Genomic DNA, 24,567 nt, shown 5'->3' on the forward strand with positions numbered 1-24,567 from the left:
TAAAAAAACCTACCAGCCAAAGCCAGTAGGGAGGTTAGTCCATTTCGTTATACATCTGAATTATTGCAAAACCTGTCCGGACGCTTTCCGAAGCTCATTTGCGAGCCAATGAATATAATCCGCCTGTTGTTGATGAGCGGAGACTGTGCTCCCGTCTCCTTGTTGTTCCGCTTCGCGGCGTTTTGCATCCGACTCCTTCCAGGCCGGACTCATCCATGTAGCGATAATTGTATTGGCCACTCCCGTATCCAGCATCACTTCTGCCGCCTCCTTATCGTACTGTTCGAGCGAATAGCTCGCGATCAAATGTTTTAACTTTTTAGAGTAATCCGGATCGGTAGCATAACCGCAAACACGAAGCATCTCCGCCTGTTCCTGCGGCGACTGGGCGCTTCGTACCCGGTCGTACCGACTCCATTGAAAAAGCAAATCCTGATCCCGGAAGCAATCCTCGAGGCAGTCGTAGGCGCGCCAATGGGCTTTTACTCCATCTACTCGGATGCCGTCGTATACTTCCCATGTCTTGGTGCTTACCGATTTTCCTTTCCAAAACTTATTGGGCCGGCCGCTGCCGACTTTATAACCGACAAGATTGTTCCACTCATGGATCTTGCCGCCGGTTTCCAGCAAAGCCTGGGCAATCCGAACCGAAGGAAAGATCGGAGAACCTTCCCTTTTCAGTTCCACAGCGACAGGCGCAACGATGGCGATAAATTCTTCTCTGGTCACTTCGATTCGCTCCTTCCCTTCACGGCCGATATGACGTTCGCCAGCGGCCCGAGCGGCACGCCGAGCTTCCCGCCATTTTCGACGATGCTAAGGAACTCAATGACGCTGTACGCAATAACGACCCCGTCCCCAATTACACCGTTTGAGTTAAGGACCGACAGTTCGATCATATACACGCAGCCGACTAGAATGATAATATAAGTTTTTCGAAGCAGTCCTTTCGTTCCGATGCGGCTGCTAAGCTCCTTTCTGACGTATCCCACCATGATCCCCGTTGCATAATCTAGCAGTATAAGGCCCAACAGGATTGTAAAGGCAAGGCCGAGCCCGCCGACCACCCAAGAAATAAAGGCCCCAACGACGCCGAAGCCCGTTTTGAAAATCGTTGCTTTGTCCATATTAACACCTCCGGCAATTTTGGTTTGAGAACATCAATTACGAATTCTAATACAATTAAGAAAATGAAAAATACCCCTGATTCGTCAGGGCTATGTTCTGTTTCCGGCTGTGGTTATAGTGCCTCTTCCCTGGTCACTAAATGCTGTTTTACCGCTATCTTTCAGGTCATTATTAATCACAAAATTACCGTCTCCGGAATTAATCATAATACCGTATTCGGGAGAGGAAGTGCCTTTTCTAATCATATTTCCCTGTATAAGATTGTTACTTCCAAACCTAACTTCTATTCCACCGTCAGTATGATTTCTTATAGTGTTATTCGTAATCAAGCTGTCATCGCCATGCACGTTAATTTTCGAGAATTCAAACCTATTGCCTGTAACCAAAGAAGAACTATATACGTCTACTGCTTTCACATTTGAAATATATGAACAAGTAACCAAAGCATTGCTAGATACGCTTACTTCATTAACATTTGCGATATATGAATAAATTACCCTAGAATTTGAGCCAAGATAAATGAAATTACGAAAAGTATCCGGATTGGTTGGCATCTCAACAAAGATGTTTTCCAGGACTGCCGATTCGCCAAGCCTAATAACTATAGTACCAGGCATTTAGACACCTCCCTTTGTTGTAATACGAAGATTCTTCAAAGTAACATGGCTCTTTTCATAACCCATAATAAGGTAGAGCTCCTCAGTAAAAAAGTTCTGCGGATAATAAAGCACAGTGGAATAGCCTTGTCCTTCTAAAGTTAAATTTGATATGAGATTTATAGATCTGTCCTTAGACTCCACCGATGAAAAGACGTTATAAGTCCCCGCCATAAGAAACACTTTCCCGCCAATTGCTGGTAAGGCACTGATGGCGGCGTTAATTGTCAAATAATCGTCCGTGCCGGTACAAATATAATCCGCACCATTTTTGGACTTTTGACTACTGTTGCTCGCGGCCACAACAACCACGGCGGTACGTTTAGCCACCGTATCCTTGACGTCTTGGAGTTCTGTATGTGCAACCATGACACCCTTTTCGATCCTGTTCATGTCGTTTTCCGTGACAACCTCGTCATATTTCCAATCCGTTTTTCCTGTGTATGCCATGTTAAGCCTCCTTCACCGTTACCGTATGCTTAATTATGGTATCGCTCGTAATCGGCATATACGCCTCGTTAGAGCTTACGACTTGCCCTTTGCTGCTTTTCAGCTCGATCAAAGTCACCTCAGCCACCGATCCAGCGGGGATCATATACTCCAGCTCCACCGTACCAGCATCCACTTTTTTGATCCGAAACGTATCGATCTCGTAACTCCCGTTCAGCACCACTTTTGCAATTTGCGTATTCGTAAATTGAGCCAGCTCGCTTATAAACGTTGTAGGAATCATTTCACCTGTACCTCCTTGCCACGATTGGCGAATCGGGTGCTGCCCAGCTTCCACGTCGTGGAGAGCCGGGTCATCCGGGTAAGCGGCGTTTTCCAAATGTGCTCCTCCAGCCCGACGCGGTCGGCCAGAGAAGTCGCCTGGTTGTATACAAGGTTCGCCGGTTTGACGATTTGGACCGTATGCTCGATCTCCTTGAAATACGCCGCATCGGGCACACCCATCGTAATTTTCAAATTAAAGTTTTGCCCATCCACTTCCACCTTCGCCACGCCCTGCCCGATGAGGGAATCCAAGCGGCTTTGCAGGTAGCGGACGGTGAACGGCGGGCGCGTGGAATAACGGTTAATTAGCCGGTTGCGGCGGAACTCCAGCGTTTCCACCGCCGAGTCTGCGCGAATGCCGACCATGTCCTCCCGACGTTTGATCACCCATTCCTGCGCCGTCGTGACGAACTGGTTATCCAAAAACTGCCGGACCGCGTGAGCTATCGCCTCGATTTCCTCGTCCTCGGTCCGGGTCAGCTCCTTCATTTCCTTGATCTCGTGAAAATGCTCCGGCAAATAGTTCATCAGCTTAGACATGCAACTTCACCGTCCCCATCTGCGGGATTTTCTCCGTGGACAAAGTCATGTTCGCCGTCTGATCATTCAAGCGAGTTCCCTTCACATCGTTAACCCCGGATACGGTCAAAATACGCGCATCGATCTGGCTGATCCGGACAGTCAGCTGTGATTCTTCCGCCCAGGTTTGGCGCAGCCCAAGCAAATATGCAGAAATCGCAGCCTCAATCTCTCCCTGCACCTGCCCGACGGACACACCAGCTGCGAGCGTAATCGTCGTCTCCACGTCGAGCTTCACGCTTTGTACGCCGTCAATCGTGACGGTATGGCCCATCGGGGCCAGCCCCCAGCCTTTACCCTTGTTCACCGTAGGGTCTATAGCCGTCTGCACTTCTTCGATCAAAGCGGCGGACGGCGGATTAAAGTCACTACCCAGCAAGGTACATTTGACCGTTCCGCCTCCCTGCCATGCCGGGAAGATTTTGACCCCGCCGACGCCGGGAATATTGCCGATCTTTTGCTTGTAATCCGCCACGTTGCCCCCGAACGGCTTCTCCTTCTGCCCTTGGAAAAACCGCTTCCGCAGCGCTTCGTCCGTCTCCTCGTCCTCTCCCGGGACAAGCACGTCGGCCAGCTCTGCGCGGACAAGTCCGGCGATATAATCGATGGGCAGCAGCGCGCCGAAATAATGGTTCCCGGTGGCGCCGGCCGTTTCGCATTCCAGCTCGAATACGCCTGCCGCAATCCGACGAACGACCGCATACCTCAGATCCCCGGCGCCGAATCGGCTGCCGACAGGCACATCCGCCGGGGCGTCGGCATTCCCGTAAAATAGCCCCTTGCGTCGCGCTTTGCTGGCCTTTTCACGTTCAACCCCGAACTCGGCCGTCCGCCGTTCCAAAAATTCGTCGCTCGACGTATCCGCAAGCGAAAGGTCCAGATTCGTATCCAGCTGAAAATACATCTCCGTCAGTTCCAAAGCGGCCGGCGCAAGGGCATCATAGATGATGCTGCCTTCCCGCTTATCCACGTCTGCTGGCACGCGGGAAAGCATCCGGTTCAAAATCGTTTGAAACGTCTGATGTTCATACACCCGCTCCCACTCCTTTCGTCATCTCAAAACTGCCGTATTGCGATACGACGGTGAACGAAGCCGAAGCCTCGTCCCCCATAACCGTGATCCGCATGTCTTGCACATCCCGAATCCGGTCGTCCTGCATAAGCGCCGCCCGGATGCGCCGATAAAGCTCCGCCTGCACGAAAGCGGGCTCCCGTCCAAGCAATCCGGAGAACTCGCGGCCATAGTTGTCGCTATAAATCAAATACTCATAACGCTCTGTCTCCAAAATGAGCTGCGCAGCTTGCTTGACCGCGTCCAGCCCGTCGGTCATACCGACGATCCGGTTCATCACGTTATCCAACCGGTATGTCCGGCTGGGAAGCTGCGTCATTTCCACGTTCCGGTTGTTTCCCAGCACACCGCCTTGCGGAATCATGCCGTCACCACCCGATCTACAATGACATACTGCTCTCCGCCCTGCATGCGGAGCAAAATAACGCGGTTACCCGTCTTCAAGCCTTCCCGGATCACGATCTCCTGTCCTCCCACCGTCACCCGGTAGTCCGTCAGTTGCTCTGGAACAATTAAAAAATCCTCCGTCAGCGTGAAACGCGGATCAACGTTCACCTTCAGAGGACTTTCGCTAATTACCGTTCCGTACAATACGGAAACGGGGTTGCCCGCCTCAACAGCATCGAGACCGGCTTGCTTGATAAGATTTAAGAGTCCCATTCCTACCTCTCCCCAATGCGAATGTCGATTAATTCCAAACTCATCGTATGCTCGACACTGCCTTCAAATTTATGCGTGCATTCGTTGACCAAAAAGCGTTGGTTCAATCCCAGCTCTTCCACGTTAATGGAAACGTAGCAGCCGGCCCGCACGCGGATGTCCCCAAGAGCGTCGATCGAAAACGATCTTTGCTCTCGGTTTTTCAGCTGGATCAGATTGTCCAACATTTCTTTGACTTTTTCGACGCTCACCTTTTCGTCGACGGTCTGGTAATGCTGAAGCAGCCCCCATTTGGCAATGGTTCGGCTGTCTTGAACAATGTATAGCTCGCGCTTTCCGGATTCTTTATTGTCCCGGACGATCTTGATCTTGTTGCTGGTTTTGTCGAGAGAGCGTTTCTGCTTATAATCGTAAACAAGGCTCGTATCCCCAAGCGAAAAATCCAAAGCCATAGTTTCGACATCACGAAGTGTCAACTCCCCAAAATCGTCGAAGAGGACGTAAATTTTTTTAGTGGCGATTAAAGTCTTGTCGAGCGCTTTGTAAATGATATCAAGCAATTTCGTGTTGTTTTCGCTAAGCCCCGGAATGACGTGTTTCGTATCGTCCAGCTTGCCCAGCTTCAACCCAAAGTCTTTGCCGATGCGCTCCACCACTTGCGTTGCCGTTACATTCGAGAGCACGTAAGAATCATTTGCAAGCAAATAACGCATTTGATCGTAGGCCGTAATCTGTACGGTTTCCTCTCTCCCGCTCTCAATGGAGAAAATATAGCCGTAAAACACATTGCGTCCGTCTTGTCTGACCCGGACAATGTCGCCAAGATTGTACTTGAATTCTTTCGATTCGTAGAAACCGCCCTTGATCAAGGTCATTTCAAAGCTTGAAGCCTGCCCGACCCGGGCGGTTTTAAATGTCGCTTCGGAGACGATCCCCGAAAGATCCCACAGGAAGCCGTCCTTGTTATCGATTTCGATCTGGAGCATGACGCTCCCCCTTTACTTTGGCGGCAGTTTCAGTACCGTGCCGTTTTGAATACCTTCCACTTCCGAATCGGAAATCCCATTCAATTCTTGGATTTCGCGGGCACGCGCACTGTCGCCGTAGTACTTTGTAGATATTTTCGTAAGACTGTCCCCGTCTTGGAAGATGTGCGTCTCCGGCATGACCCCTTCGTTCGGACGAGCAGGCTGCTGCTGAACGAGAACGGTCTCCCCCTTCGCGTTCATAACGGGCTGAACATTTCTGGCGGAGTAAAAGACGTATTCCTTAAGTGATAGCGAATATTCGATATCACCTGGGGAACCGGCAACCTCCTTCCATTCGAACTTTTCGATCGAGGCCGGAAAGTTAAGGTCTCGATCGCTGGCGTTATCTAGTTTTCCATCTTCGCGACGTCGTCGAACGATATACATAAAACGAATGGGATGCTTGGTTTCCATCCATTTACGAATATCTTTAACGTATTTCATCGGGTCATGAATCCCATCGCTAAGATACCGGTAGTTCGGAGTGTTCGGAGTCAACTCCGGGATTCCCTTTACAATAAACGGATAGTTATGCGATTTTGAGGGAAAAAAGCTGCTGAAGCTGACCGTCTTCAGCCTCGGGCTCTGAATGACATTAATTTCTCCCGCACGGGTCTCCTCTGTCCCCCCGCCTTTGCCGACAATATTGTACGTTTTCCCCTGCCCTTCTTCCGAAATTTCGATCGATTCCGGGTTGACCGGCAGCCTCCAACCTTCAGCCTGATTATTAAAGCTCAAATAAATAAAATAATTGTCTTCCATCACGCGTACACCCCTTGAGCGGAATTTGCGATTTCGCGCGACATCACTTCTTCGATGCGCCGGATCATTTCGTTCGCATCGGTCGGTTGGTGAATATCTCCTGTGGTCACCTGTACGGTCGGTGTCAGCGTCACAAAGTTTTGGATGCTCTGAATTTCAGCCAAATCTCGCATGACCTCCAAGTCTTCGCTGGAAATATCGACCGTATTTTCGATTTGGCCGATCGAGTTCACGTGGTTGAGATTAGGAAGCTCGGAGCCAGGCTGTTGGCCGACAGGGAAATTTCTCGTATTGTTCCAAAGATGACTATTGTCCGGGGGCGGAGGCGGGGGCGGAACCTTTTTGTCCAAGTCCATTCCCTCGGGAATATTAAAATTCATGGCCTTGTTGGCAAAGTCTTGTCCTTGGTTAAAAGCATTGGCTAGGTCCATTTGTTCCCAACGCATGTTGGATAAATCTACCGTACCTTCCTTTGGATCCGGTTTAAGCTTGTCTACCCATTCGTTCTCGAATTTACTGATAAGTGAGAATTTACTTCCGGTTATTTTATTCACTTTCTCGATCAGCCAGTTTAGCCCCGTAATGGCGGTATTGATAAAAGTGGTTAAATTTCCGGATACGTTTTTTAACAAATCGTAAAAAAGCTTCTTAAAGGCATATCCCGGTTCATTCCAAACGTTGGCGAAAAATTCAGCGACGGAAACTATGACATTCCAAAACAAAGCAATTTGGTTATGAATAGCAGCGAAAAGACTGAAAAATAATCCGGCGACAAAACCGACGACTTGGCTCGTGGTAATACCCCATTGACTTAGTATTTCCAAAAGCAATACGATAACCCCAATGATCAAGAACACGGGCCATAAGGCTGCGAGCCACTGTATTATCCATATACCGGCAAGCACCAAGAGAACGATGCCAAGAGCAAGCAAAATATTTTGCACAAGACCGATATTACTCATAATAATTCCAGCAAAAGCTTCGACTCCTGTAGCAATAGCATAAAATCCAGCTTGTAATCCGTCGAAGAAGGGCTTAAACCTCTGATCTTCAAAAGCTTTATTGAGATCGTTAACCACTTTTCCCAGCGCTTTAAACGCTGCCTGACCCGTTTCGGCAAAAGCGTTATTAACACGAGTTTTCAACGTTCCAACCTGTTCAACAGGACTGTTAAGCATATTAGTATAAGCTTGTTGCCCCATATTGTTCATTTCAAAAAGCTTATCCACTCCCGAAATAAATCCTTCATTGTCGCCTTTCTCAGCAAGTTTGTCCAATTTGAGCTCATTCACTTGGTTTTGGCTCATGCCAAACCGTTTAGCCAAAGCCGCCATTGAAACTGGATCCCCACTCAGCGCCTCTTTTAAAGCTAAACCATTAGCCTGGATTCCTTGGTTTTCAGGATCGAATGTCGCCAAACGATGAGCAAGCTTACTCAGTTTACTGATCTGATCCGCATTTTGTGCTACAGGCATGAACGTTAAAGCAGTAGACAAGTAGTCATTTACATCGACCCCTGCTTCCAGCGCTTCGCTTTTAAACTTATGGAACATGGATTCGCCAACATTTTCTGTCTCATTTCCCGCTCGGAATTTGAACATATCTTTTCTTTTTTGCTGTTCCATGGCTCCTCCAACGGTAGCTTGATACAGCTTCTGCCCGTTTTCGAGGCTTACAACAGAGCCAACCATAGATCCAAAGTTTTGAAACGATTTTTTAACAGTTGGTGCGGCTGCATTAACTGCTCCCAGTAAATTTTTCAACCATTGTCTTACGTTAGGGAGGGGCAACCGGATCTGGCTGTTCTGCAAGGCTGTTGAAATATAGTTTCTTAACTTACCAAAGCCAGACGAAATCGCTCCAATACCTTGTTTAAACCTTTGCAGCCCGCCTGTAAAAGCATTTAACAACACTTGCTTTATTGCCGCTGCAGCTCGGGCTATCGGTTTTAAATTAAGAGAAGGTAATTTGAGTTGCTTTATAATCTGGAATACTTTATTAACCGTTGCCCCGAGATTACGGAACATTGCGGCTATTTTTCCCGGCGATCGCTGAAACTGTTGAAGTGCGGACAAGTTGCCGGAGATGTTAATCGTTACGTTAATAACGATCTGGATCTTCGAAGACGGTATATTTAGGGAAGGCAATCGAATCTGGCGTAATTTTTGTATAATATTGTTCTTCAGATTATTCACCCATGCGCCTACAGCTCCAGACACTCGTTGAAATTGCAGAAAGGCCATCGTGCTTATACGCAAAATACCTGTCCGAGCAGATTGCACTAACCTTGGAACCTGCCCAAATGACTTTGCCACGCTTTTAAATATTTGGAGACCAAAATTCACATCCCTACCTCCTTTCTACAACCTAAAAAGAAGCGCCTCCTAAGAGACGCTCCCTATAGCCCTTTTTTAGCGCGGGCGCGTTTTTCTTTCTCCACCCGCACGTCGATCATGGCGTAGATCGCGGCCCTTTCGCGCCGCGACATCGCCATGAGATCCTGCGGTAAAATGTGAAGCTCGTGGAGGGCATAGTAGGCGTAATTCGCCTCGCCTGCGCCCTCGTTGATTAGTTTTTTACTTCGTCAACCAGCTCGTTCATATCTTTGTCGAAGCCGTTGAGCTCCTGCACCTTTTGGAGCAGGTTCGCATACTCCCCGGGGAGCAGCATTTTGCGCAGCAGCGACTCGGCGCCAAGCACGCCGTACGATTGCTGCAATTCCGCATCCTTCAGGTTCGGGAAAACGACGCTGTTCACGGCCAGCTTCGCGATATACTCATTCTGGTCGATTTCGGTGGTATAGCTGCCGCCTTTACCTTTGACGCGCTTCGTGACGGCTTTGCGCACCGCCTCGTTCTCCTCCTCCGTCATGCTGCGGAGATGCCACGGCACCGGAACACCCTCCCGGTCCTTGAATCGTTCCGAAACGACAACTTCCTCAATCGTGCTCGTTTCTGCATTTTGGGCAAAAAATACGCTTAAATCGCTCATGAATTATGTCCTCCAGTTTTTGAGATTAGCCCGCAGTAGGGGCGTTGAATCGATCTTTAATTTCAATACCGTCGAAGGTGAAGGCAATTTCCTCCTCCAACGCATCGCTTCCGGTATCGAGAGATGCCATAATGACACTGTCCAAGTTGACATTTTTAATAATAACGGTTTGCATTCCAACCGAAGAGGAAGGGTCTTCGTTCGATACCGTAATATCAAAATAAGTGTCCCTTCCGTTGACCATATATTCTCTCATCAGATCACGGAAAAGCGTAGTGATATAGTAAATCGTCATGCTACCGGTGCCTTTCCAGCCTTTCGCCTTGCTTTGCGTTCCCCGGCGGCCGAGCGCCTTGATTTCCGCTTTTTCTTTCTCGACCTTGGCTTCCAGCTTCTTGACATAAAACATTTCTTCTTTATTTCCGTTAATCGTTGCGTAAGCACGGCCTTCTTGACCGCTAATCGTATCGCGAGCACGTAACACTTTTTGTTCTGCCATGTTACTTCACCGTCACTTTCATGTAGATTTTTTCGATCGAATCAACCGGCTGGACATGCAGCTCCACATACACGCTGTCGGTATCCTGGCCTTGAATGACTTTCACGTCGGTTTGCGAATTGAAGTTTTGGATCGCCGCATTCGCCTGCAACGTTCTCAGGTAAGTAACAACCTCGTTCCATAGCAAATTGCGACCGTCATGATCGTTGTTCACCTTGCCGATATAGAACGTCTCGAAAATCCGCTTAATATCGTTGGCAATGCCGTCGAGCGCGCGAATCACGCGGTTTTTGGAGAACACTTTGCCCTTCGTCGGCAGGAAGCTTTTGAACGTGTTCAGGTCCTGCTCAATGATGGCACGGCCTTTGTTTTGCACAAAAACAACCTCGCCGCCGCGCAGCGCGGATTCGATTTGAGAGTTCGTGTAACGGATGTCCGCATCGACCGCATCGTCATACGCTTGGTACGTCAGCGATTGGTTCACCTGCGCCCCGGCCGTTGCCGCAGCTACCCATACCGTCGCTTTCACCGCATCCAGAACGGTGCCGTCCGTCAGCACGACGCCATTTTTGACGCTGATGATGCCTTCGAAGTCGGCTGCCGGATAGTTTTCCAGCACGGCCTGCACCTTCTTGCCTTCGGTGTCTCTAAGCCGTTTGACGAATGCTGTGTACACGGATTTCAACGTAGCGTCGCCGGACGCAAGCGCCATCGTTTGGAAATCGAACACTTCGATCGCCGCGAGATAGTCGGTATGGTCCTGGTTCGATACGGTGCCGTCGGCACCGCCAGTGAGCGAAGCGCCCGCAGTCGCCGTCAAGTCGCCCGTGCCGCCGAATTCGACCCAATCGTTCGCTTTCAGCCCGGCGATGTTGGCCACCGTCTGAGAGTCGACAGCTTGCCCGGCCAGCAGCGTCTTCACGTCGAATTTCTTACTGTCGTCGATATTCGCCTGAACGACAACGGACAAATCGTTGCCGCGCACGCCGCCGTGCTTGGCCGTCACCTTCAGCGCACCGACCGTCGCGGCTGCTTTCGTACCGGCATTCAAACGATACAGCAGCACCGTTTTGGCGCGTTTCAAAGCCTCCCGAACCAGCAGCAGCTGAGGCGCTGCGATATCGTAGCCGAGCAGCGTTTTCACATCGTCGCCTGCGCCTACGGTCAGCACCTTTTTCGCTTCGCCCCAACCGAGCGGCAGCGCCATCGTCATAATCCCGCGGTCGCTGGCTGTTCCGGCCGGTTTTCCTTCACCTTCGAAATTGATGTACACCCCTGGGCGTACTTTGTTTTGAGTTGTCCATGTTCCGCCTGCCATCTATTCCACCGCCTTATTCAAAAATTGTTCGATTTGTTGTTTGACCTGGTCGGTCGTATACGTTTCCTCATCGTGAAGCAGAGCGTTCAGCAAATCCTTTTGCTGCGCCGTAAACAGCTTCGACTCCAAAAACTGCTGCTTCGTAAAAGCAGGCAAGCCCTCCTGAGTCGCAATCGTTTCTTCCATCATGCCTGTCTCTTGTTCAATCATGTCGGATATGTTCCTCCTGTACTAAATTTCGCATCGTAGGCACGACCCCTTTCGGCCGTATCATATGAACCTCGAAGCTGACGTAAAAATGAAGCACGTTGTCCGTCAACGTGTAGCGCATGCCCGAGCCGCGGTACGGTTGACCTTCCCACGGGATCAGCTCAAGCTGCTCGTACAACGTATCCCGGACCGTCTCGCAATCGCGGATCAACTGCGGACTGCCCGGAACCGGAAAGTAGGCGATGTCGAACGTCCCCGTCCGAATATACCGCCGGTTCATTCCGTGCTTCTGCGCACCTTCCGTTTGCCGAACAAAAAAAGCAGGCTTCGTGAAGCCCTGCTCGACCTGTTCGGTATAGACGCTCACGGCCGGAAACAATTCCTTGAGCCGTTTCGCGATCCCCTGCTTAATTTCTTCCACGTTCACCACCCCAATAGAAGCCAGAAAATCGAAGCTTCATGAATTGCCGCAGCCTGCGCTTCCTTCCGCCCGGCAGCGGCGCACACCTCAAAGGGTGCTTCGGAAATCGCCTGCTTGAACTGTACCATCCAGTTTACGCAACCGCTCCATATCCTCCCTCCCCCTGAAGCCTAATCTTGTGCGGCGGAGCGAATGCAAAAAGAGCCGCATCGCTGCGACTCTTTCGTTCGTGTTCCCCTTAGCACAATTATCTTACATTAACATCATAGCACGGGAAAACCGCACTTCGTTACAAAGGTTGTCCATTGTTATTCCAACGCATTTGCAGCGATATTCCGACGTTTTTCCACTAAGCCCCGGCTTTCTCAACTCAGCCACCAGCCTCGATTCTTTCTACCTCCGCATGCAGTTCCTCGGCGGCATCCCGCACTTCCTCACACGACGAATCGCAAAGCCGGCGAATATCTTTCTTATATAGAAGCAAAATTTGCGCCGTATAGTAAACGAAGCTGTAAAATGCCTGATCGGAGACGGGATCGTCCTCCCAACGTTCCTCGTCTTCTTCCTCATCTTCCGGCCAAAGCTCGCTTTCGCGAAGCAGATCGGTGATGGACAAGAACGGTTCCATCTCGACGACATGGCCCAGCGTATCTGCACACGCAGCCGCAATGGGCTGACAAATGTTCAGGATCGCGACGATAAGCGCATTCAGCCGCTCCCGCTTCTGCTCGCTCAATTCCTGCTTGACCGAATCGTTCGCAGCTTCGCCAAACATCCGCATCGCAAAAATCACGCCGAACGGCGTCGCGTGCCACAGCGTGCTTTGATGCTCCAACTCCTCGGCCAATTGCTCGGCAGCATGGCCCATCGCCTCCATATCTCCGTGAGCCATCGCATGAAACCATTGCGGAAACGCCGCTGCCCGCCCGTAGGAGGAAATTAGGCGCTGCCACGGAATGTCCTCCATTTTAACGCTTTTGATGAATGCCAAATCCTCTTGAAGCATTGTTTTCTCCTCGTTTCCTCTTCATTGAAAATTAGCTTCATTATAGCACAGGCGAATCCTGCCGTACGGATCAAGCAGACCCGTAGCGCAAAAAAAGAGCCGCAGACCGCTGCGACTCTAGCTAATCAATATTCCGTATTCCTTCAACGCTTTGCGTCTCCATCCATAGAAGGTGGATAGGGAGATGCCCAGATCGCAAGCGATGTCATGCGGCTCGTTTCCATCCAGATAGAGCAATTTGAGTACTTGCGCGTATTCGTGTTTCAAATCGTCCAGAGCATCCAGAGCATGCTCCATTCGCTCCTTTTGCCGTTCCAGCTCTTGCAGCTCAGTTATCCGTGCCAATATCCCCTGATAGCCGTCCGATGTACCCAACAGCCCTTCCAACAGCGCCTTGACTTTCGCCTCCGTGCTTCGCAGCGCTTCTTGCTCTGCGCCGGATGCCAACAGCTTCCGCCAATGGTGATGCACGTTTTGCAGCTGTCCGTCCTGAACAATCGTGCCGAGGCGCATCCCGCCGCTGACAGGAAACTTCTCAAGCATCTTGATTCGTCCAACAAGCCGTTTATATCCTCGAAGCTGATCTATAGCTATTTTTTCGTAGTTTAATTCGACATTAAGCATCATCATTCCGGTTTATTCCCCTCTCGTCATGCTCTGGAAGTATGTCCGATCAAACTTACAGTTTAAACTTGCGGTACCGTTCACCCGAGCTTTTCCGCCGCGTGGAGCAGCTCGTCAAAATATTTCGTTGGAACATCCGGCAGCCGTTCGGCGCCGTAGTGCCGGAGAAGCGCCCGAATTTCACATTGTTGTCCGGCTTGAACGAGCCCGGCAAGCTTCGTCCGGAGCATCTCCAAAGTCACCGATTGACGCGGTTCCCAAGACCCCGCTTGCACACTGCAAACCTGCTCCGCCTTGCTGCTCTTCACCGTTTTTGCCGCAACCTGCCGCCGCTCCCTTACAGAGTTAGCCGGTTGAGCCGCGTTTGCAGATTCAAGGTTATGGACGTGATTCGTCATATTCGAGGCGCCTCCATTCATTAGCATATCGTTCGCTTTACGAAACCAAGAATAAGCTATTAGCTTCAAAAATACAATCTCTCAATTTCATCATATAGAGGTATTATCGCACAAATATATCCATAAAACAATCTATTTGCTTAATTTATCTCCCATTATCTTCATTATTAAGTTGTTTTAGGTTGATTTTTAAGCTAAAAGCTGATACAATGGAAACAAGCGTTCTATTAAAAGCCAGTTCAGAAAAGGTGAAGTGTCTTATGGGGAATCGGATGCGGGACATTCGAAAAGCAAGGAATATGGCGGGGACCGTTGTCGCCGAGCTGTTGAACATTACGCCTCAATATTATTACGAGATCGAAAGGGGAAAAAAACGGCTGAGCGCCGATATGGCCGGCAAGCTCGCCTCCCATTTTCAAGTGACGACGGATTATCTTCTGGGCTTGTCCGACGAGCCTTCACCGAACGTATCGTTCATGGAGGAGAAGCGGGGCACGTCTCCCTTGACACCCAAAGAAGAGAAGGACATCGCCCGGGATCTTGAACGAATGCTCAGCGATCTCGAGTCCGATGAAGCTCTTGCTTTTCATGGCGAAACCTTGGATGAGGAGAGTAAAGAATTGCTGCGAATATCGCTAGAGAATTCCATGCGGCTTGCCAAGCAGTTAGCGAAACAGAAGTTTACCCCGAACAAATATCGAAAATAAAATCGGTACGGGGGTAGATAAAACAGATGCGAAATTCGAAACAAGCAGCCTTGCAACTGATTAAAAAATACGGAACGAACAACCCTTTCAAAATCGCATCTCAGAAAAACATCCTTGTTCTCTTTGAGCCGCTCGGCAACATTCTCGGTTACTTCAGCACGTACAAACGCATCCGCTGCATCCATATCAACCAAAGCTTGGATAAATCCGGCCAGCACTTTACGTGCGCGCACGAGCTTGGGCACGTGCTCCTTCACCCCAAGGTGAATACGCCTTTCCTTCGCACGAACACGCTCGTTTCGATCGACCGGATCGAGAGCGAAGCCAACCAGTTCGCCGTCGAGCTGCTGATGCCTGACGAACTCATTCTGGGCGGCATGACGATCTACGAAGCTGCGGCAGCCAGCGGCGTACCGCAGGAAGTGGCGCATTTAAAGAGCCTCCCGAAGCGGCAGCCCGGCATCTGGAAAGACGAAGACACGCATTTTACCATCTAACGTAAGTAAAATAGAGAGCCGGTGCTCCTACGCGTAGGAAACACCGGCTTTTTTCAGTATAATTCAGCTGCTTACTGCGCTATGTCAGCTCGAACCCGCAATCCACTTCCAAAAATAAAGCCAATTCGTACATCGCCGCAAGCCGGTTTCGGTCGTACGTATCCTTGGACATGCTTAGCCTGTCGCACACCTGCATATCCGTCGGCGTATTGTGCCGCATATACCGCGTTTCGATGATCGACCGCTGCTTGTCCGGCAGCAGGCTCAGCGCGATTTCCACGGAATCGCATACGTAACTGCGGTGCATTTGCTCGTTGACGTTGTACACCGCGATCTGCGCGGTAGGATCGCTTACCGCATTCGTCACCCCATGGTACCGCGGGTCGTAGCTGGCGATAACCCGGGCTTCGCGGCGTTCGAAGCTGCTGTATTTGTAGCTCCGGTACAGAGCTAGCCGTTCTTCCATAGCCGCACGGACGGCTTTCTTTTGCGCAAGCGTGAGCGTATCGTTCATAGCGACCACCTTTCGATTCACCCGAATGGTTATTGTTGCTGCGGACAAGCATCCACAGGCTGCTGCTCATCGTTTCTTGTTTTGTGTTAGTAACATTATCACAAATTCTTGCTAATAGCAATAATATTTACGATATTATTTACTAATAGCAAGCAAAAGTGTATACTAGAAGAACAAGAAAGGATGTGCGTGGATGAACGTTCAGCAATTCGGAGCCTATTTAAAAAGCCTAAGAGAAGCCAAAGGACTGACGCTTACCCAATTGGGCGATCGGATCGGCTACTCGAACCCTTATTTGTCCCAGATCGAAACGGGCAAGAAAAAAAACATGCCCTCGCCCGAGCTGCTGGAGAAGCTGGTCGAACCGCTGGGCGTCGAGTATGCCGACCTGATGGCGGCCGCCGGTTATCGGAAGCTTGCCGACACCCACAAGTACCGGCAGGCGTTCCAAGACCTGCTCGATATTCTCGGTATCGACCTCGACGGGATCGTTCAAGCCCTTCCCGGCATTCCCCGGGCGGCCCTTAAACGATTGGAAAAAGAATATCGCCCGTTCTTCGGCGACGATTTTGAGATTACGCCGGATACGCTTCAAGCTTTGCTTCAGCAAGATCCGCCGAAGGTCGAGATTTACAAGCTGATCGGCCAATTGGAGAACATGGCGGAGCAGTTCCGAACGATAGGAGCGGACGCCGAAAAAACCGATACCCAGACGCTCGAGCATCTGTACGATATCGGCAAGTCGCTTCAATATGTGAGCGGCCTTCACTACAACGGCCACCTGCTCACCGATCAAGACCGGGAGCGCATTCTGGGGATGCTCAAGCTGCTGTTCCCGCAATACGAGGAGCAGGCCAACGATTGAGAAAGGGCGCTACAGGTGTTCGCGCTCCAGCAAAGCCCCTTTTTTTCGAAGCTGCAACTGCACGAACCCGTACACGGACGAAACGAGCAGCACGCAACCGGAGACGATATAAACCAACCGAACGCCGATAACGTCCGTTACGATTCCGATCACGGCAATGGATAACATCGAGATGAGCTGGACCAAGGTGGACCGGGCTGCCGCCACTTTAAGCAAAGTATGCTCGTCCGAGCTATTTTGAATCATCGACTCTTGCACCAGATCGCGGATCTGATAAGCCGGCCCCATCAACAGGACGAGCAGCAGCGCCAGCATGCTGTTCGATACGAACCCGTACAGCAGTGTCAGCACACCGAACAAAGACGCTCCCGTCAGCATACTCATGGTCAGCTTCCCCTGCATCCGGCGGGAAAGCCGAAGGACGTTCAAGCCGCCGACGATAGTGCCTAAATAGTAACCGCCGTTAATATATCCCCACCAGGCTTCTCCTTCGTGCAAAGCCTCTTTGACAAAAGTTAACGTGACGGCTCCGATCCAGATCGTGCCGACCCAAGATTCGATCAAATCCATCATGACGAGCACGCGCAGTCCTTCATGCCTGTAAAGAATTTTCCAGCCTGCCGTTAATCCGGACACGAATCCTTGTCCCGTTCGAAGTTCCGTCGTTTCATGCTGCTTCAATAGAAATATGCATCCGATCGATACGACGAGCAGGGCAAAAGTAATCCCAAGCGTAGCGCCTTGGCCCAAAACCGTCAGCAGCACGCCACCCAGAGTCCATCCGGCAAATTGGAACGTTTGATCCACCGTCGATAGCAAGCCAATCGCTCTCACCCGCTCCTTCTCGGGTACGACAGCCCGGAGCAACGAGCTTTTCACAGGCGAGAACCAGCCGTTAAAAAAAGAAATGATCGCGAGCAGCACCATGATGACAATCAAGCTCGAGGCGGAAACGTCCTGCGTCAGCATCAGCGCAAGACACAGGAGAACAACCAGTTGCGCCGTTTGCGACAAGATCAGCAGTATCGGAAGCCGAAACCGGTCGGCAAACGACGGCAAAACAACGCCGCTGACCATTCGCGAAATTGCGCTGATTAACGTCACGGCAGCGGACAACGCCGTCGAACCGGTCTGCGTGTACAGATGCATGACCACAACCATCGTATAGAGCGCAAAGCCAAGATTGGTTGCCGTTTGACTGACCAATAAAGCGTAAAATGAACGATTCAAGCGCAATCCTCCGCAGACTAAATATACTTTTTATGCCTATATGTATGTTAAATGTGCATGATTTATTATAAACGCGTCGGTTCAATAACTTGCTTGATTTTTCTTCAGTACTGTGCGATAATTCCAATACAACTTCCTGCGGGTGTAGTTCAATGGCAGAACTCCAGCTTCCCAAGCTGGTGGCGTGGGTTCGATTCCCATCACCCGCTTTCAAGAAGATTTGTTGAGAGTTTTGGTTTGAGGTCAGGTTAAAACTCCATTTTGGAACGTTAACACACTAACCTTTTGGGACACTAAATTCCCATTTGGAAGGTGTGTTTTTTATGTTGATTAAGTTTGCCACTAAAGAATTTATTGCTGACAAGAAATACAAAAATCTGTCGTCTAACACACTAGAGGTTTATGATTCTGTTCTTAATATGTTTCAAAACTACTGAGCTAAGAACGAAATGGTCAGTATCTATGATGTTTCATCACTAACGGTGAAATCATTTCTTATAGAACTACAAAATGAAAATGGAAATAATGCGACATCAAGCAATAACAAGCTTCGTGTGTTGAAAAACTTCTACAATTGGTTGCAAGAAAACGAAATTATTAACGAGAAGCAAAATGTTTGTAAGAAAGTCAATTATGCCAAGGAAGATATTGTTATTAAGCCGTTTTCCGATTATCACATCGAACAGATGCTTGGTTATCTACGGCGAATTAAACAACGAGAACGCACTTTTTATGCCATTCGTGATTACTCGATAATAGTTTTCCTTTTAGGGACAGGAGTACGTCTTGGAGAACTTGTTAATTTGAAATGGTCTGATATGGATTTGAAAAACGGCTCTGCTTCGATACTCGGGAAGAAGAGAGAATTATCATCCGTCCCCCTTACAGAGAAATTATGTAAAGAATTGGCCGAATTTCGGGTATACTGTGAGAAACATTTTGATAACATTGGGCAATATGTATTTCCTACTGATAGAAATACACAGTTGCAGGCCGAATCTATTAAAACAATATTCAAACGATTAAAGAAGATTATGAATTTCAAAGATGTAAGATTATCATGCCATACATTCCGCTCCACGTTTGCTGTACGTTGTATTCAAAATGGCATGGATGCTTTTACTCTACAACGTCTCCTACGACATAACGATATCAGCATGACAAATCGTTATGTACGTATGTTTGGAACAGCTCTAAAAACGCAAAATGAGAAATTTAATCCACTCAACGATATTAAATTATAAGGGCTGTGCAAGACAAATACAAACATGCATGGTTGCAATGAATGATGCTTTTTTATCACTATCACTACTTAATAATCTCTAAAACGCATTTTAAACTTGTTTCAGAAAATAAAGACCAAAGACAGACACACCAAATGAATTTGGGCATCAAAAGAGTGGAGAGCGATTGTAATATCACAGGAGGGCATAACATGAGTGTATCGTTGGAAAAATATGAACACCTTCTATTTGAAGAGAATGACTTAGTTTATAAAATAAGGACGTATCAACAAGTAATTGCTGCGATTATGATGTTGGTTCATGAACGCGGCACAAACGACCTTCATTTACTCACCATTGAGGAAATTATCACCGATATGCATTCTGCCGAATTAATACATCAAAGCGAATTATTGCATCTACGACTTGCAAAAAGTGTACTCTCAAATTCAATCACTCGGAAGCTAAAAACAACAAATCAATAAATCAAAATCCAATAGTCACCCAAGCCAGTAAAACTTTGAAGGCGAGGGTGACTATTGTTATTTCAAGTTGCAGTATTTTTGGTTAATTCAATTTATCGAATGTACCTAAAACGTCCTTAGCGAGTCTGAGAATCATTTGGACTTCCTCAATTTTTCTTCCAGCTAATAATGAGTTAAATGCTTCGATTAATAGCTTTTTTTCATTCCGTTCTTCTATACCTTCAATACCCTCGATTCTAAACACTTCAACTGCGTTTACGTCTAAGGCAGTAATCACTTTTTCAAGTGTTTCCATTGAGATATTTCTTTCCCCTCGTTCAATATCTGAAATATATGTAACATGTATTCCACTTTTTTCCGATAAAGACTCTTGAGTGTAGCCTTTTTCTTTGCGTAACGTTCTGATACGTTCTCCAACGAGTTTTAAAAAATCTGAAGACATTTTTATCACTTCCCTTCCATACAAGCGTATGGAAGGTGTGTAGACTTTCACATAATCGTATATCAGAAGTTTCATTGAAATAATCGTATATATACGATACTATAATTTGGTATATGACTTTACAACTAGGGGGTGTATACAGATGAGAATAAAGAACTACATACTCAGTATTACTTGTATCTTTTTGATTCTATTGGCAACAGCTTGTGAATCAGAGAGTGATAAACGGAAGGCAAGACTTAAACAGCTTGATAAGGAGATTAATCAGCTAAAGAAGGAAACCAATTTAATGAATGATTATCTCGACGCTTGCGAAAAGGTGAGCAAATGTTGAATGGAGGTATAATATGTATTTAGGCTTTGGGGGTATATTTGGAATCCTTGCATTTATAGTGTTTTTTATTGCAATTGCTCACGGAGGTGTAGCGTGGTTATTACTTATCGGATTTGGAGTTGCTTCATGGTATTGCTATAAGAAGCATAAAGAACTTGAAGAAGAGAAAATGGAACAGAAGCGTCAGATAACAGATGAAAGGTTAGTGAATATCCCAAACTATAAATCGACTCAAAGGTACACTTCTCAAAGTGGAGATGTTACTTTGTCTATTGATGAAAACTCGAAACAGATTTCTTTTGTAAACACAAATTTCTACCACAAAGACAAATTGTATAAATATTCAGATATATTAAAATCTGAAATTTTGACCGATGGTATCAGTGTTACGTCTACGAATAGAGGCAGCCAACTTGGAGGAGCGTTATTAGGTGGTTTGCTTGCTGGTGGTGTAGGAGCTTTGATGGGAGGTCTTTCTGGCTCAACGACAAGTCAAGAGAAAGTGAAGAAGATTGAGTTGAACGTGATTGTTAATGATACAGCAAACCCGATTCATAAAATTGCTTTCCTAGATTCTGATTTTACTTCATATGCGAAAGACAGCCATGAATACAAAGATGCTTACAATACGGCATATCATTGCCATCAATTAATCGGAGTCCTTATCAGACAAGCCGATGAAGAAGACAAGCAAAAAGAAACTCTCGCAATCAGCAATAATCCGCATGAGAATGTGTCTGTTGCTGATGAACTTAGAAAGCTTGCTCAGCTAAGAAATGACGGAATACTCAGCGGAGATGAGTTTGAATCACAGAAGAAGAAGCTGATAGGGTAATAGAAATAAAAATTCAAAATTGCCCAGAAGCGGGTTTCCACTTTTGGGCAATTTTGAATAACAAATTGAATCTGGTGGCTAAACTCTCAAATTATGTTTCAGTTAGTTTTAATCATCTAACATAGAGTCGATGCTGCCCTTTTGATATTCTTCGCTTTGCAGATGAAATGGTTTTGGCTGTTTAATTGCTAAATTTTTTACAGCTAATGTTTTGCTTTTGTATTTTTTAAAATCAACAACATTGTGCGTATTTCTTTTAATTGTTCTACCCTTTTTATTATTTTTTTTACCCAATACCTCAAGACCTCCTAATTAAAATCTAGCGATATCAAAAATTGCTAATTATCTTCCACTAAATTCTTTAGTAACTTAGACATGTATTTTGCCTTGGGGTCTTCTTTATTAATTCGTATCTTTTCATATATTTGTGGAAGATGATTGTCGAAGTTTTCCATGATTCTTTAATAAAAGATAAGTTTTATTTAGCTCCTCATGCATTCTTTGTATCTCAGGTGTATGGATATCTACGGTTTCTCCATCTGCCACAAGAATGAGATTTACCTCGGAAAGTAAACGCTTATACCCAGTGTACTCTACTTTTGAGTCTTTCCTTTTTCCTCTCATGAGAATCACTAGCTTATAATCATCTTTTTCTATCATGGCTTGAACATCTAAAATAAACTCCTTGTAGCGACCGAACATCCCTTTAACTAATGGTATTTTTCCTTTAACATGTTTAATGGTTACTTCTTTGCCAATCAGATTATCAAGTGAAAAGTCATTGGTTGAAACTCGTTTTTCGGTCAATGTAATCCCTCCAGATCAAATTATTCATGAAACAACTGCCAGATTAATGTTTTTAGTGCTTACATTTTACTCACCCCCTGAAAGCCAAATAAAGTACTGCAACATTTTTGCGCAAAAAAAGCGGAGGGCTTAGTAGCCACTCCGCTTTTTGCCAAAATATATAAGGGAAAAATTTAGCCTGTTACTTGTCCAATTAATCATTTCGACCAACTCCAAGAAATATTCTTGCACTTTTAGTCACGCCTGTTGATTAACCAATAAAATACAAAAAAGAATAGCAAAAAGAACGCCTTTCCGTTACCCAAGACGAAAGAGGCGGCCTCATGAAAAAGTCTACCACGTTCCTCGACCTTGTTCAATCTATATGGCTCATTAAACTTTCTTTGCTTAGGGATCAGAGTGCTGTTTTCATCGGACATAAAGTTACAGTTTTTGGTTAATCAACAGGCGTGACTTTTAGTATACAATAATCGAGCACACTTGAAAATAGTTACTATGGTTACTAAAGTTCTAATAGAACGCTTAGAGCCTGCTCATTCTAGAGTCTGAAATTCATTTGTTAATCAAGCAGCTTTTTTATCTTTCTAATTAGGTCTGTAACCTTGGAATCATAAAATGTCTCACCACAACGAGAACACTTACCGCCGCGCATTTTGATGCTCTTGATTCTGTCGTTATTCATGTTAAGATCAAAGTCTATATCAACATTCGGTACATCGTCTGAACCGCACATCGGGCATTCATATAGATTGAGTTCCCCTTCCCGATAATCAGGCTTTAACTTTCTTGCTTCATATTTCGCTTTTTGTACTTCTAAGCCATCCTTACCTAGCAGAAGTTCCCATAATTCCTCTAAGCTTTTGCTTTCGAAAGACTCAGGAATGTTGTTGTTGCGATTATCGTTATTTTTATTCATAATCCCGCTCCTTCAATCTGAATAAAACTCAGATTCAATCTAGTTATGTGCTTGTAGCATGGTGTTCAGTTAGTCTTTGCAGTCGTGCTGATGGAGGAAGCGTACCGACTCACTGACACATCGTATAAGTCAGACGAGTTGTGCCGTTTTATAGCAGATGCTATGACGAAATTAATCAAGTAGTAGTCCTGCGGTCGAAAGCTGCCAGAGGGCATTGTAGAGCGTAAGAAACATACTATGGAGACGGAAGCGTAAAAATGTAACAGCCTAAAAGTCGTTATTGGTTCTCAAACGCAAATAAATTAGTAGCGTAGTTCTCTTACATATTTACCGAATTAGAAACTTGGAATGGATCTGCTCTTTTAATTGGGTCTTGTTGATGCTTAAAAATAATACTTCTATCTCGACCATGAACTCGTGAAATTAAATTATCAACGCCTAACACTTTTACTAAATTTGCAATTTGAGAAGCATATACTTTTTTGTTGTAGTAAAAGATTGTAGTTATTAAACCTTCCGTTTCAATTAATTCTCGAAGAACATCCTTGTCAGTTGTATCCAGCGAATGTCCAAAAATGAAAAGTTCGGACATAGCACTTGAACTTTGAATAGCCTGTATCCAATCTTTATAGTCGCAACCTGTTTCCTTGTGTATTCTTTGGAAATATTTTTTGAACACAATAAATGATGTATTTTTACTCGATTGAGTGCTGTCTAAATACTCATCAATGCCTAAGACCATGTTATTCGATTCAATGTTATGTCTAATATCAGCTTTTCCATGAATAAAGTCACAGTCAATACGACGTTCAGGCTTATAGACTTTCGTATAAGTATCTGTATAATTAAAACTTAGTATTTTATCAGGATAATCTAATTTGATGTTTTGTATGTCTGGAAGCAGATACTCAATATTAATTTTCCCAATACAATCCTCAAGGAATATTTCCAAACTTCGTATTAGCTTATTCAAATCCTCTTCAAGTTCTTGAACCAGTTTTTCATCAACCTTAAATTTAGCGGTATTTGAACTTCTCTCTCGAACACTAACCGAGAAAAGAATTTTTTTAACGTCCTCTTCTACAATGTCTCTTGGGTGAAACAATCCTTTAATTTTATATTGTTCCAGAACTTGTATTACCCTTGATATTTCTGATTCAAAATCTATCCATCCTTCATTAATGTAAGACTTAGCCTCAACAAAATGTTCGTACCATAAATTTCCTTTAAGGTTTGCAATTAATTCTTGAATTAACTCGTCCTTTGATTTGTTTACTAAAGTATTAAGGTCTTGAAGTTTTAAAAGTTTACCATCGTCGTTATTTATTTTATATTCATCAGTTATTTTTGAAATTAAATCCTCAATGTACTTTTGGATATAATGGTCAACTGATGATTCCTTTAATTGATTTAAAAAATTTACTGGGTTACCATGATACATAGACATATCTTTAATTAGTGAAAGAAATTCTAAGAAATCGTTGTATTTTGTTGGTAATCCATGAGCCAAATCAAATCCATTCCCAATAACTAATATTTTCACAAGAATATCCTCCCAAAAAATTCAGTTCAAATATTTCTATATC

At 46.2% G+C, this 24,567-nt stretch carries 34 protein-coding genes and 1 tRNA gene; 7 read left to right on the forward strand and 28 right to left on the reverse strand.

All coding sequences use genetic code 11. The annotated features are described in order from the left end of the window. Window positions 1-60 precede the first annotated feature (60 nt). The 21 genes from BLO51_RS12655 to BLO51_RS12750 all read right to left on the reverse strand — a co-directional run bounded on the left by BLO51_RS12655 (window position 61) and on the right by BLO51_RS12750 (window position 14,126). A complete protein-coding gene (locus tag BLO51_RS12655) occupies window positions 61-729 on the reverse strand; it encodes a glycoside hydrolase family 73 protein (protein WP_090671991.1) in 669 nt (222 codons plus the stop codon). Continuing rightward, complete coding sequence (locus BLO51_RS12660; RefSeq protein ID WP_090671994.1) at window positions 726-1,127, reverse strand: phage holin family protein; 402 nt, start codon at window positions 1,125-1,127, stop codon at window positions 726-728. Before BLO51_RS12660 ends, BLO51_RS12655 begins: the two co-directional genes overlap by 4 nt. Window positions 1,128-1,217: 90 nt before the next feature. Further along, window positions 1,218-1,745, reverse strand: coding sequence for a NosD domain-containing protein (locus BLO51_RS12665; RefSeq protein ID WP_090671997.1), 528 nt, complete (start codon window positions 1,743-1,745; stop codon window positions 1,218-1,220). Beyond that, entirely contained in the window at window positions 1,746-2,234 is a 489-nt protein-coding gene (locus BLO51_RS12670) for a hypothetical protein (RefSeq protein WP_090672000.1), read from the reverse strand. A 1-nt stretch (window position 2,235) separates the two neighbouring features. After that, window positions 2,236-2,517: a ketopantoate hydroxymethyltransferase gene (locus BLO51_RS12675; RefSeq protein ID WP_090672003.1), complete on the reverse strand. Its 282-nt coding sequence runs from the start codon at window positions 2,515-2,517 to the stop codon at window positions 2,236-2,238. Continuing rightward, window positions 2,514-3,098 (reverse strand): putative phage tail protein, encoded by a 585-nt coding sequence (locus BLO51_RS12680; protein ID WP_090672006.1) that lies wholly within the window; start codon window positions 3,096-3,098, stop codon window positions 2,514-2,516. The genes BLO51_RS12675 and BLO51_RS12680 overlap by 4 nt, the downstream gene beginning before the upstream one ends. Continuing rightward, window positions 3,091-4,170 (reverse strand): baseplate J/gp47 family protein, encoded by a 1,080-nt coding sequence (locus BLO51_RS12685; RefSeq protein WP_090672009.1) that lies wholly within the window; start codon window positions 4,168-4,170, stop codon window positions 3,091-3,093. The genes BLO51_RS12680 and BLO51_RS12685 overlap by 8 nt, the downstream gene beginning before the upstream one ends. Continuing rightward, window positions 4,163-4,573 carry a DUF2634 domain-containing protein gene (locus BLO51_RS12690; RefSeq protein WP_090672012.1) on the reverse strand — a complete coding sequence of 137 codons (411 nt, stop codon included), beginning with the start codon at window positions 4,571-4,573 and terminating at the stop codon, window positions 4,163-4,165. Before BLO51_RS12690 ends, BLO51_RS12685 begins: the two co-directional genes overlap by 8 nt. Further along, complete coding sequence (locus BLO51_RS12695) at window positions 4,570-4,869, reverse strand: DUF2577 domain-containing protein (RefSeq protein ID WP_025853098.1); 300 nt, start codon at window positions 4,867-4,869, stop codon at window positions 4,570-4,572. Before BLO51_RS12695 ends, BLO51_RS12690 begins: the two co-directional genes overlap by 4 nt. 2 nt (window positions 4,870-4,871) lie before the next feature. Then, complete coding sequence (locus tag BLO51_RS12700) at window positions 4,872-5,855, reverse strand: XkdQ/YqbQ family protein (RefSeq protein WP_090672016.1); 984 nt, start codon at window positions 5,853-5,855, stop codon at window positions 4,872-4,874. A 12-nt stretch (window positions 5,856-5,867) separates the two neighbouring features. Then, complete coding sequence (locus BLO51_RS12705) at window positions 5,868-6,659, reverse strand: LysM peptidoglycan-binding domain-containing protein (RefSeq protein WP_090672019.1); 792 nt, start codon at window positions 6,657-6,659, stop codon at window positions 5,868-5,870. After that, window positions 6,659-9,004 carry an energy-coupling factor transporter transmembrane component T family protein gene (locus BLO51_RS12710; RefSeq protein ID WP_090672021.1) on the reverse strand — a complete coding sequence of 782 codons (2,346 nt, stop codon included), beginning with the start codon at window positions 9,002-9,004 and terminating at the stop codon, window positions 6,659-6,661. Before BLO51_RS12710 ends, BLO51_RS12705 begins: the two co-directional genes overlap by 1 nt. A gap of 223 nt (window positions 9,005-9,227) precedes the next feature. After that, the gene (locus BLO51_RS12715) at window positions 9,228-9,650 is read right to left on the reverse strand and encodes a phage tail assembly chaperone (RefSeq protein ID WP_090672023.1); all 423 of its coding nucleotides are present in this window, start codon (window positions 9,648-9,650) and stop codon (window positions 9,228-9,230) included. Between the two features lie 25 nt (window positions 9,651-9,675). Beyond that, complete coding sequence (locus BLO51_RS12720) at window positions 9,676-10,149, reverse strand: phage tail tube protein (RefSeq protein ID WP_090672026.1); 474 nt, start codon at window positions 10,147-10,149, stop codon at window positions 9,676-9,678. Between the two features lies 1 nt (window position 10,150). Then, entirely contained in the window at window positions 10,151-11,467 is a 1,317-nt protein-coding gene (locus BLO51_RS12725) for a phage tail sheath family protein (protein WP_090672029.1), read from the reverse strand. Continuing rightward, on the reverse strand, window positions 11,468-11,677 hold the full coding sequence (locus BLO51_RS12730) for a hypothetical protein (protein WP_090672032.1): 210 nt from the start codon (window positions 11,675-11,677) through the stop codon (window positions 11,468-11,470). It abuts the gene before it with no gap. After that, the gene (locus BLO51_RS12735) at window positions 11,670-12,098 is read right to left on the reverse strand and encodes a phage tail terminator family protein (protein WP_090672036.1); all 429 of its coding nucleotides are present in this window, start codon (window positions 12,096-12,098) and stop codon (window positions 11,670-11,672) included. The genes BLO51_RS12730 and BLO51_RS12735 overlap by 8 nt, the downstream gene beginning before the upstream one ends. 2 nt (window positions 12,099-12,100) lie before the next feature. Then, on the reverse strand, window positions 12,101-12,226 hold the full coding sequence (locus BLO51_RS30805; protein ID WP_281180354.1) for a hypothetical protein: 126 nt from the start codon (window positions 12,224-12,226) through the stop codon (window positions 12,101-12,103). Between the two features lie 242 nt (window positions 12,227-12,468). Next, entirely contained in the window at window positions 12,469-13,089 is a 621-nt protein-coding gene (locus tag BLO51_RS12740) for a hypothetical protein (RefSeq protein WP_217266737.1), read from the reverse strand. Window positions 13,090-13,221: 132 nt separating this feature from the next. Beyond that, window positions 13,222-13,734 (reverse strand): DUF1492 domain-containing protein, encoded by a 513-nt coding sequence (locus BLO51_RS12745; RefSeq protein WP_090672042.1) that lies wholly within the window; start codon window positions 13,732-13,734, stop codon window positions 13,222-13,224. A gap of 74 nt (window positions 13,735-13,808) precedes the next feature. Further along, the gene (locus tag BLO51_RS12750) at window positions 13,809-14,126 is read right to left on the reverse strand and encodes a hypothetical protein (protein WP_090672046.1); all 318 of its coding nucleotides are present in this window, start codon (window positions 14,124-14,126) and stop codon (window positions 13,809-13,811) included. 260 nt (window positions 14,127-14,386) lie between these two features. Here BLO51_RS12750 and BLO51_RS12755 point away from each other — a divergent pair, with 260 nt between their 5' ends. Both BLO51_RS12755 and BLO51_RS12760 read left to right on the forward strand, forming a co-directional pair. Then, on the forward strand, window positions 14,387-14,833 hold the full coding sequence (locus tag BLO51_RS12755; RefSeq protein WP_090672048.1) for a helix-turn-helix domain-containing protein: 447 nt from the start codon (window positions 14,387-14,389) through the stop codon (window positions 14,831-14,833). A gap of 26 nt (window positions 14,834-14,859) precedes the next feature. Next, window positions 14,860-15,330 (forward strand): ImmA/IrrE family metallo-endopeptidase, encoded by a 471-nt coding sequence (locus tag BLO51_RS12760; RefSeq protein ID WP_090672051.1) that lies wholly within the window; start codon window positions 14,860-14,862, stop codon window positions 15,328-15,330. Window positions 15,331-15,409: 79 nt separating this feature from the next. Here BLO51_RS12760 and BLO51_RS12765 read toward each other — a convergent pair whose 3' ends face one another. Beyond that, window positions 15,410-15,844 carry an ArpU family phage packaging/lysis transcriptional regulator gene (locus BLO51_RS12765; RefSeq protein ID WP_090672054.1) on the reverse strand — a complete coding sequence of 145 codons (435 nt, stop codon included), beginning with the start codon at window positions 15,842-15,844 and terminating at the stop codon, window positions 15,410-15,412. Window positions 15,845-16,037: 193 nt separating this feature from the next. Between BLO51_RS12765 and BLO51_RS12770 the strand changes: the two genes are divergently transcribed. Further along, a complete protein-coding gene (locus BLO51_RS12770; RefSeq protein WP_090672057.1) occupies window positions 16,038-16,709 on the forward strand; it encodes a helix-turn-helix domain-containing protein in 672 nt (223 codons plus the stop codon). 9 nt (window positions 16,710-16,718) lie between these two features. On the opposite strand, the gene BLO51_RS12775 is transcribed toward BLO51_RS12770, so the two are convergent. Further along, the gene (locus tag BLO51_RS12775; protein ID WP_090672060.1) at window positions 16,719-17,939 is read right to left on the reverse strand and encodes an MFS transporter; all 1,221 of its coding nucleotides are present in this window, start codon (window positions 17,937-17,939) and stop codon (window positions 16,719-16,721) included. Window positions 17,940-18,077: 138 nt separating this feature from the next. Here BLO51_RS12775 and BLO51_RS12780 point away from each other — a divergent pair. The 3 genes from BLO51_RS12780 (at window position 18,078) to BLO51_RS12790 (ending at window position 19,647) form a co-directional block, all read left to right on the forward strand. Continuing rightward, window positions 18,078-18,148 (forward strand) — tRNA-Gly (locus BLO51_RS12780). 240 nt (window positions 18,149-18,388) lie between these two features. After that, window positions 18,389-19,183, forward strand: a complete 795-nt coding sequence (locus tag BLO51_RS12785) for a tyrosine-type recombinase/integrase (protein WP_245719645.1) — start codon at window positions 18,389-18,391, stop codon at window positions 19,181-19,183. A 191-nt stretch (window positions 19,184-19,374) separates the two neighbouring features. Beyond that, window positions 19,375-19,647, forward strand: a complete 273-nt coding sequence (locus BLO51_RS12790; RefSeq protein ID WP_090672063.1) for a hypothetical protein — start codon at window positions 19,375-19,377, stop codon at window positions 19,645-19,647. Between the two features lie 82 nt (window positions 19,648-19,729). Here BLO51_RS12790 and BLO51_RS12795 read toward each other — a convergent pair whose 3' ends face one another. Then, entirely contained in the window at window positions 19,730-20,089 is a 360-nt protein-coding gene (locus BLO51_RS12795; protein WP_090672066.1) for a helix-turn-helix domain-containing protein, read from the reverse strand. Between the two features lie 347 nt (window positions 20,090-20,436). On the opposite strand from BLO51_RS12795, the gene BLO51_RS12805 reads away from it, so the two are divergent. Further along, window positions 20,437-21,258, forward strand: a complete 822-nt coding sequence (locus tag BLO51_RS12805) for an SHOCT domain-containing protein (protein ID WP_090672074.1) — start codon at window positions 20,437-20,439, stop codon at window positions 21,256-21,258. A 108-nt stretch (window positions 21,259-21,366) separates the two neighbouring features. On the opposite strand, the gene BLO51_RS12810 is transcribed toward BLO51_RS12805, so the two are convergent. The 4 genes from BLO51_RS12810 to BLO51_RS12825 form a co-directional block, all read right to left on the reverse strand. Continuing rightward, window positions 21,367-21,552, reverse strand: coding sequence for a hypothetical protein (locus BLO51_RS12810; protein WP_090672077.1), 186 nt, complete (start codon window positions 21,550-21,552; stop codon window positions 21,367-21,369). Between the two features lie 123 nt (window positions 21,553-21,675). Beyond that, window positions 21,676-22,065, reverse strand: a complete 390-nt coding sequence (locus BLO51_RS12815; protein WP_090672080.1) for a hypothetical protein — start codon at window positions 22,063-22,065, stop codon at window positions 21,676-21,678. Window positions 22,066-22,624: 559 nt separating this feature from the next. After that, entirely contained in the window at window positions 22,625-22,981 is a 357-nt protein-coding gene (locus tag BLO51_RS12820; protein WP_090672082.1) for a YgiT-type zinc finger protein, read from the reverse strand. 319 nt (window positions 22,982-23,300) lie between these two features. Beyond that, window positions 23,301-24,524 carry an AbiH family protein gene (locus tag BLO51_RS12825; RefSeq protein ID WP_167670189.1) on the reverse strand — a complete coding sequence of 408 codons (1,224 nt, stop codon included), beginning with the start codon at window positions 24,522-24,524 and terminating at the stop codon, window positions 23,301-23,303. Window positions 24,525-24,567: the final 43 nt, after the last annotated feature.

Source organism: Paenibacillus tianmuensis, assembly GCF_900100345.1.
GTDB classification, from domain to species: Bacteria; Bacillota; Bacilli; order Paenibacillales; family NBRC-103111; genus Paenibacillus_G; species Paenibacillus_G tianmuensis.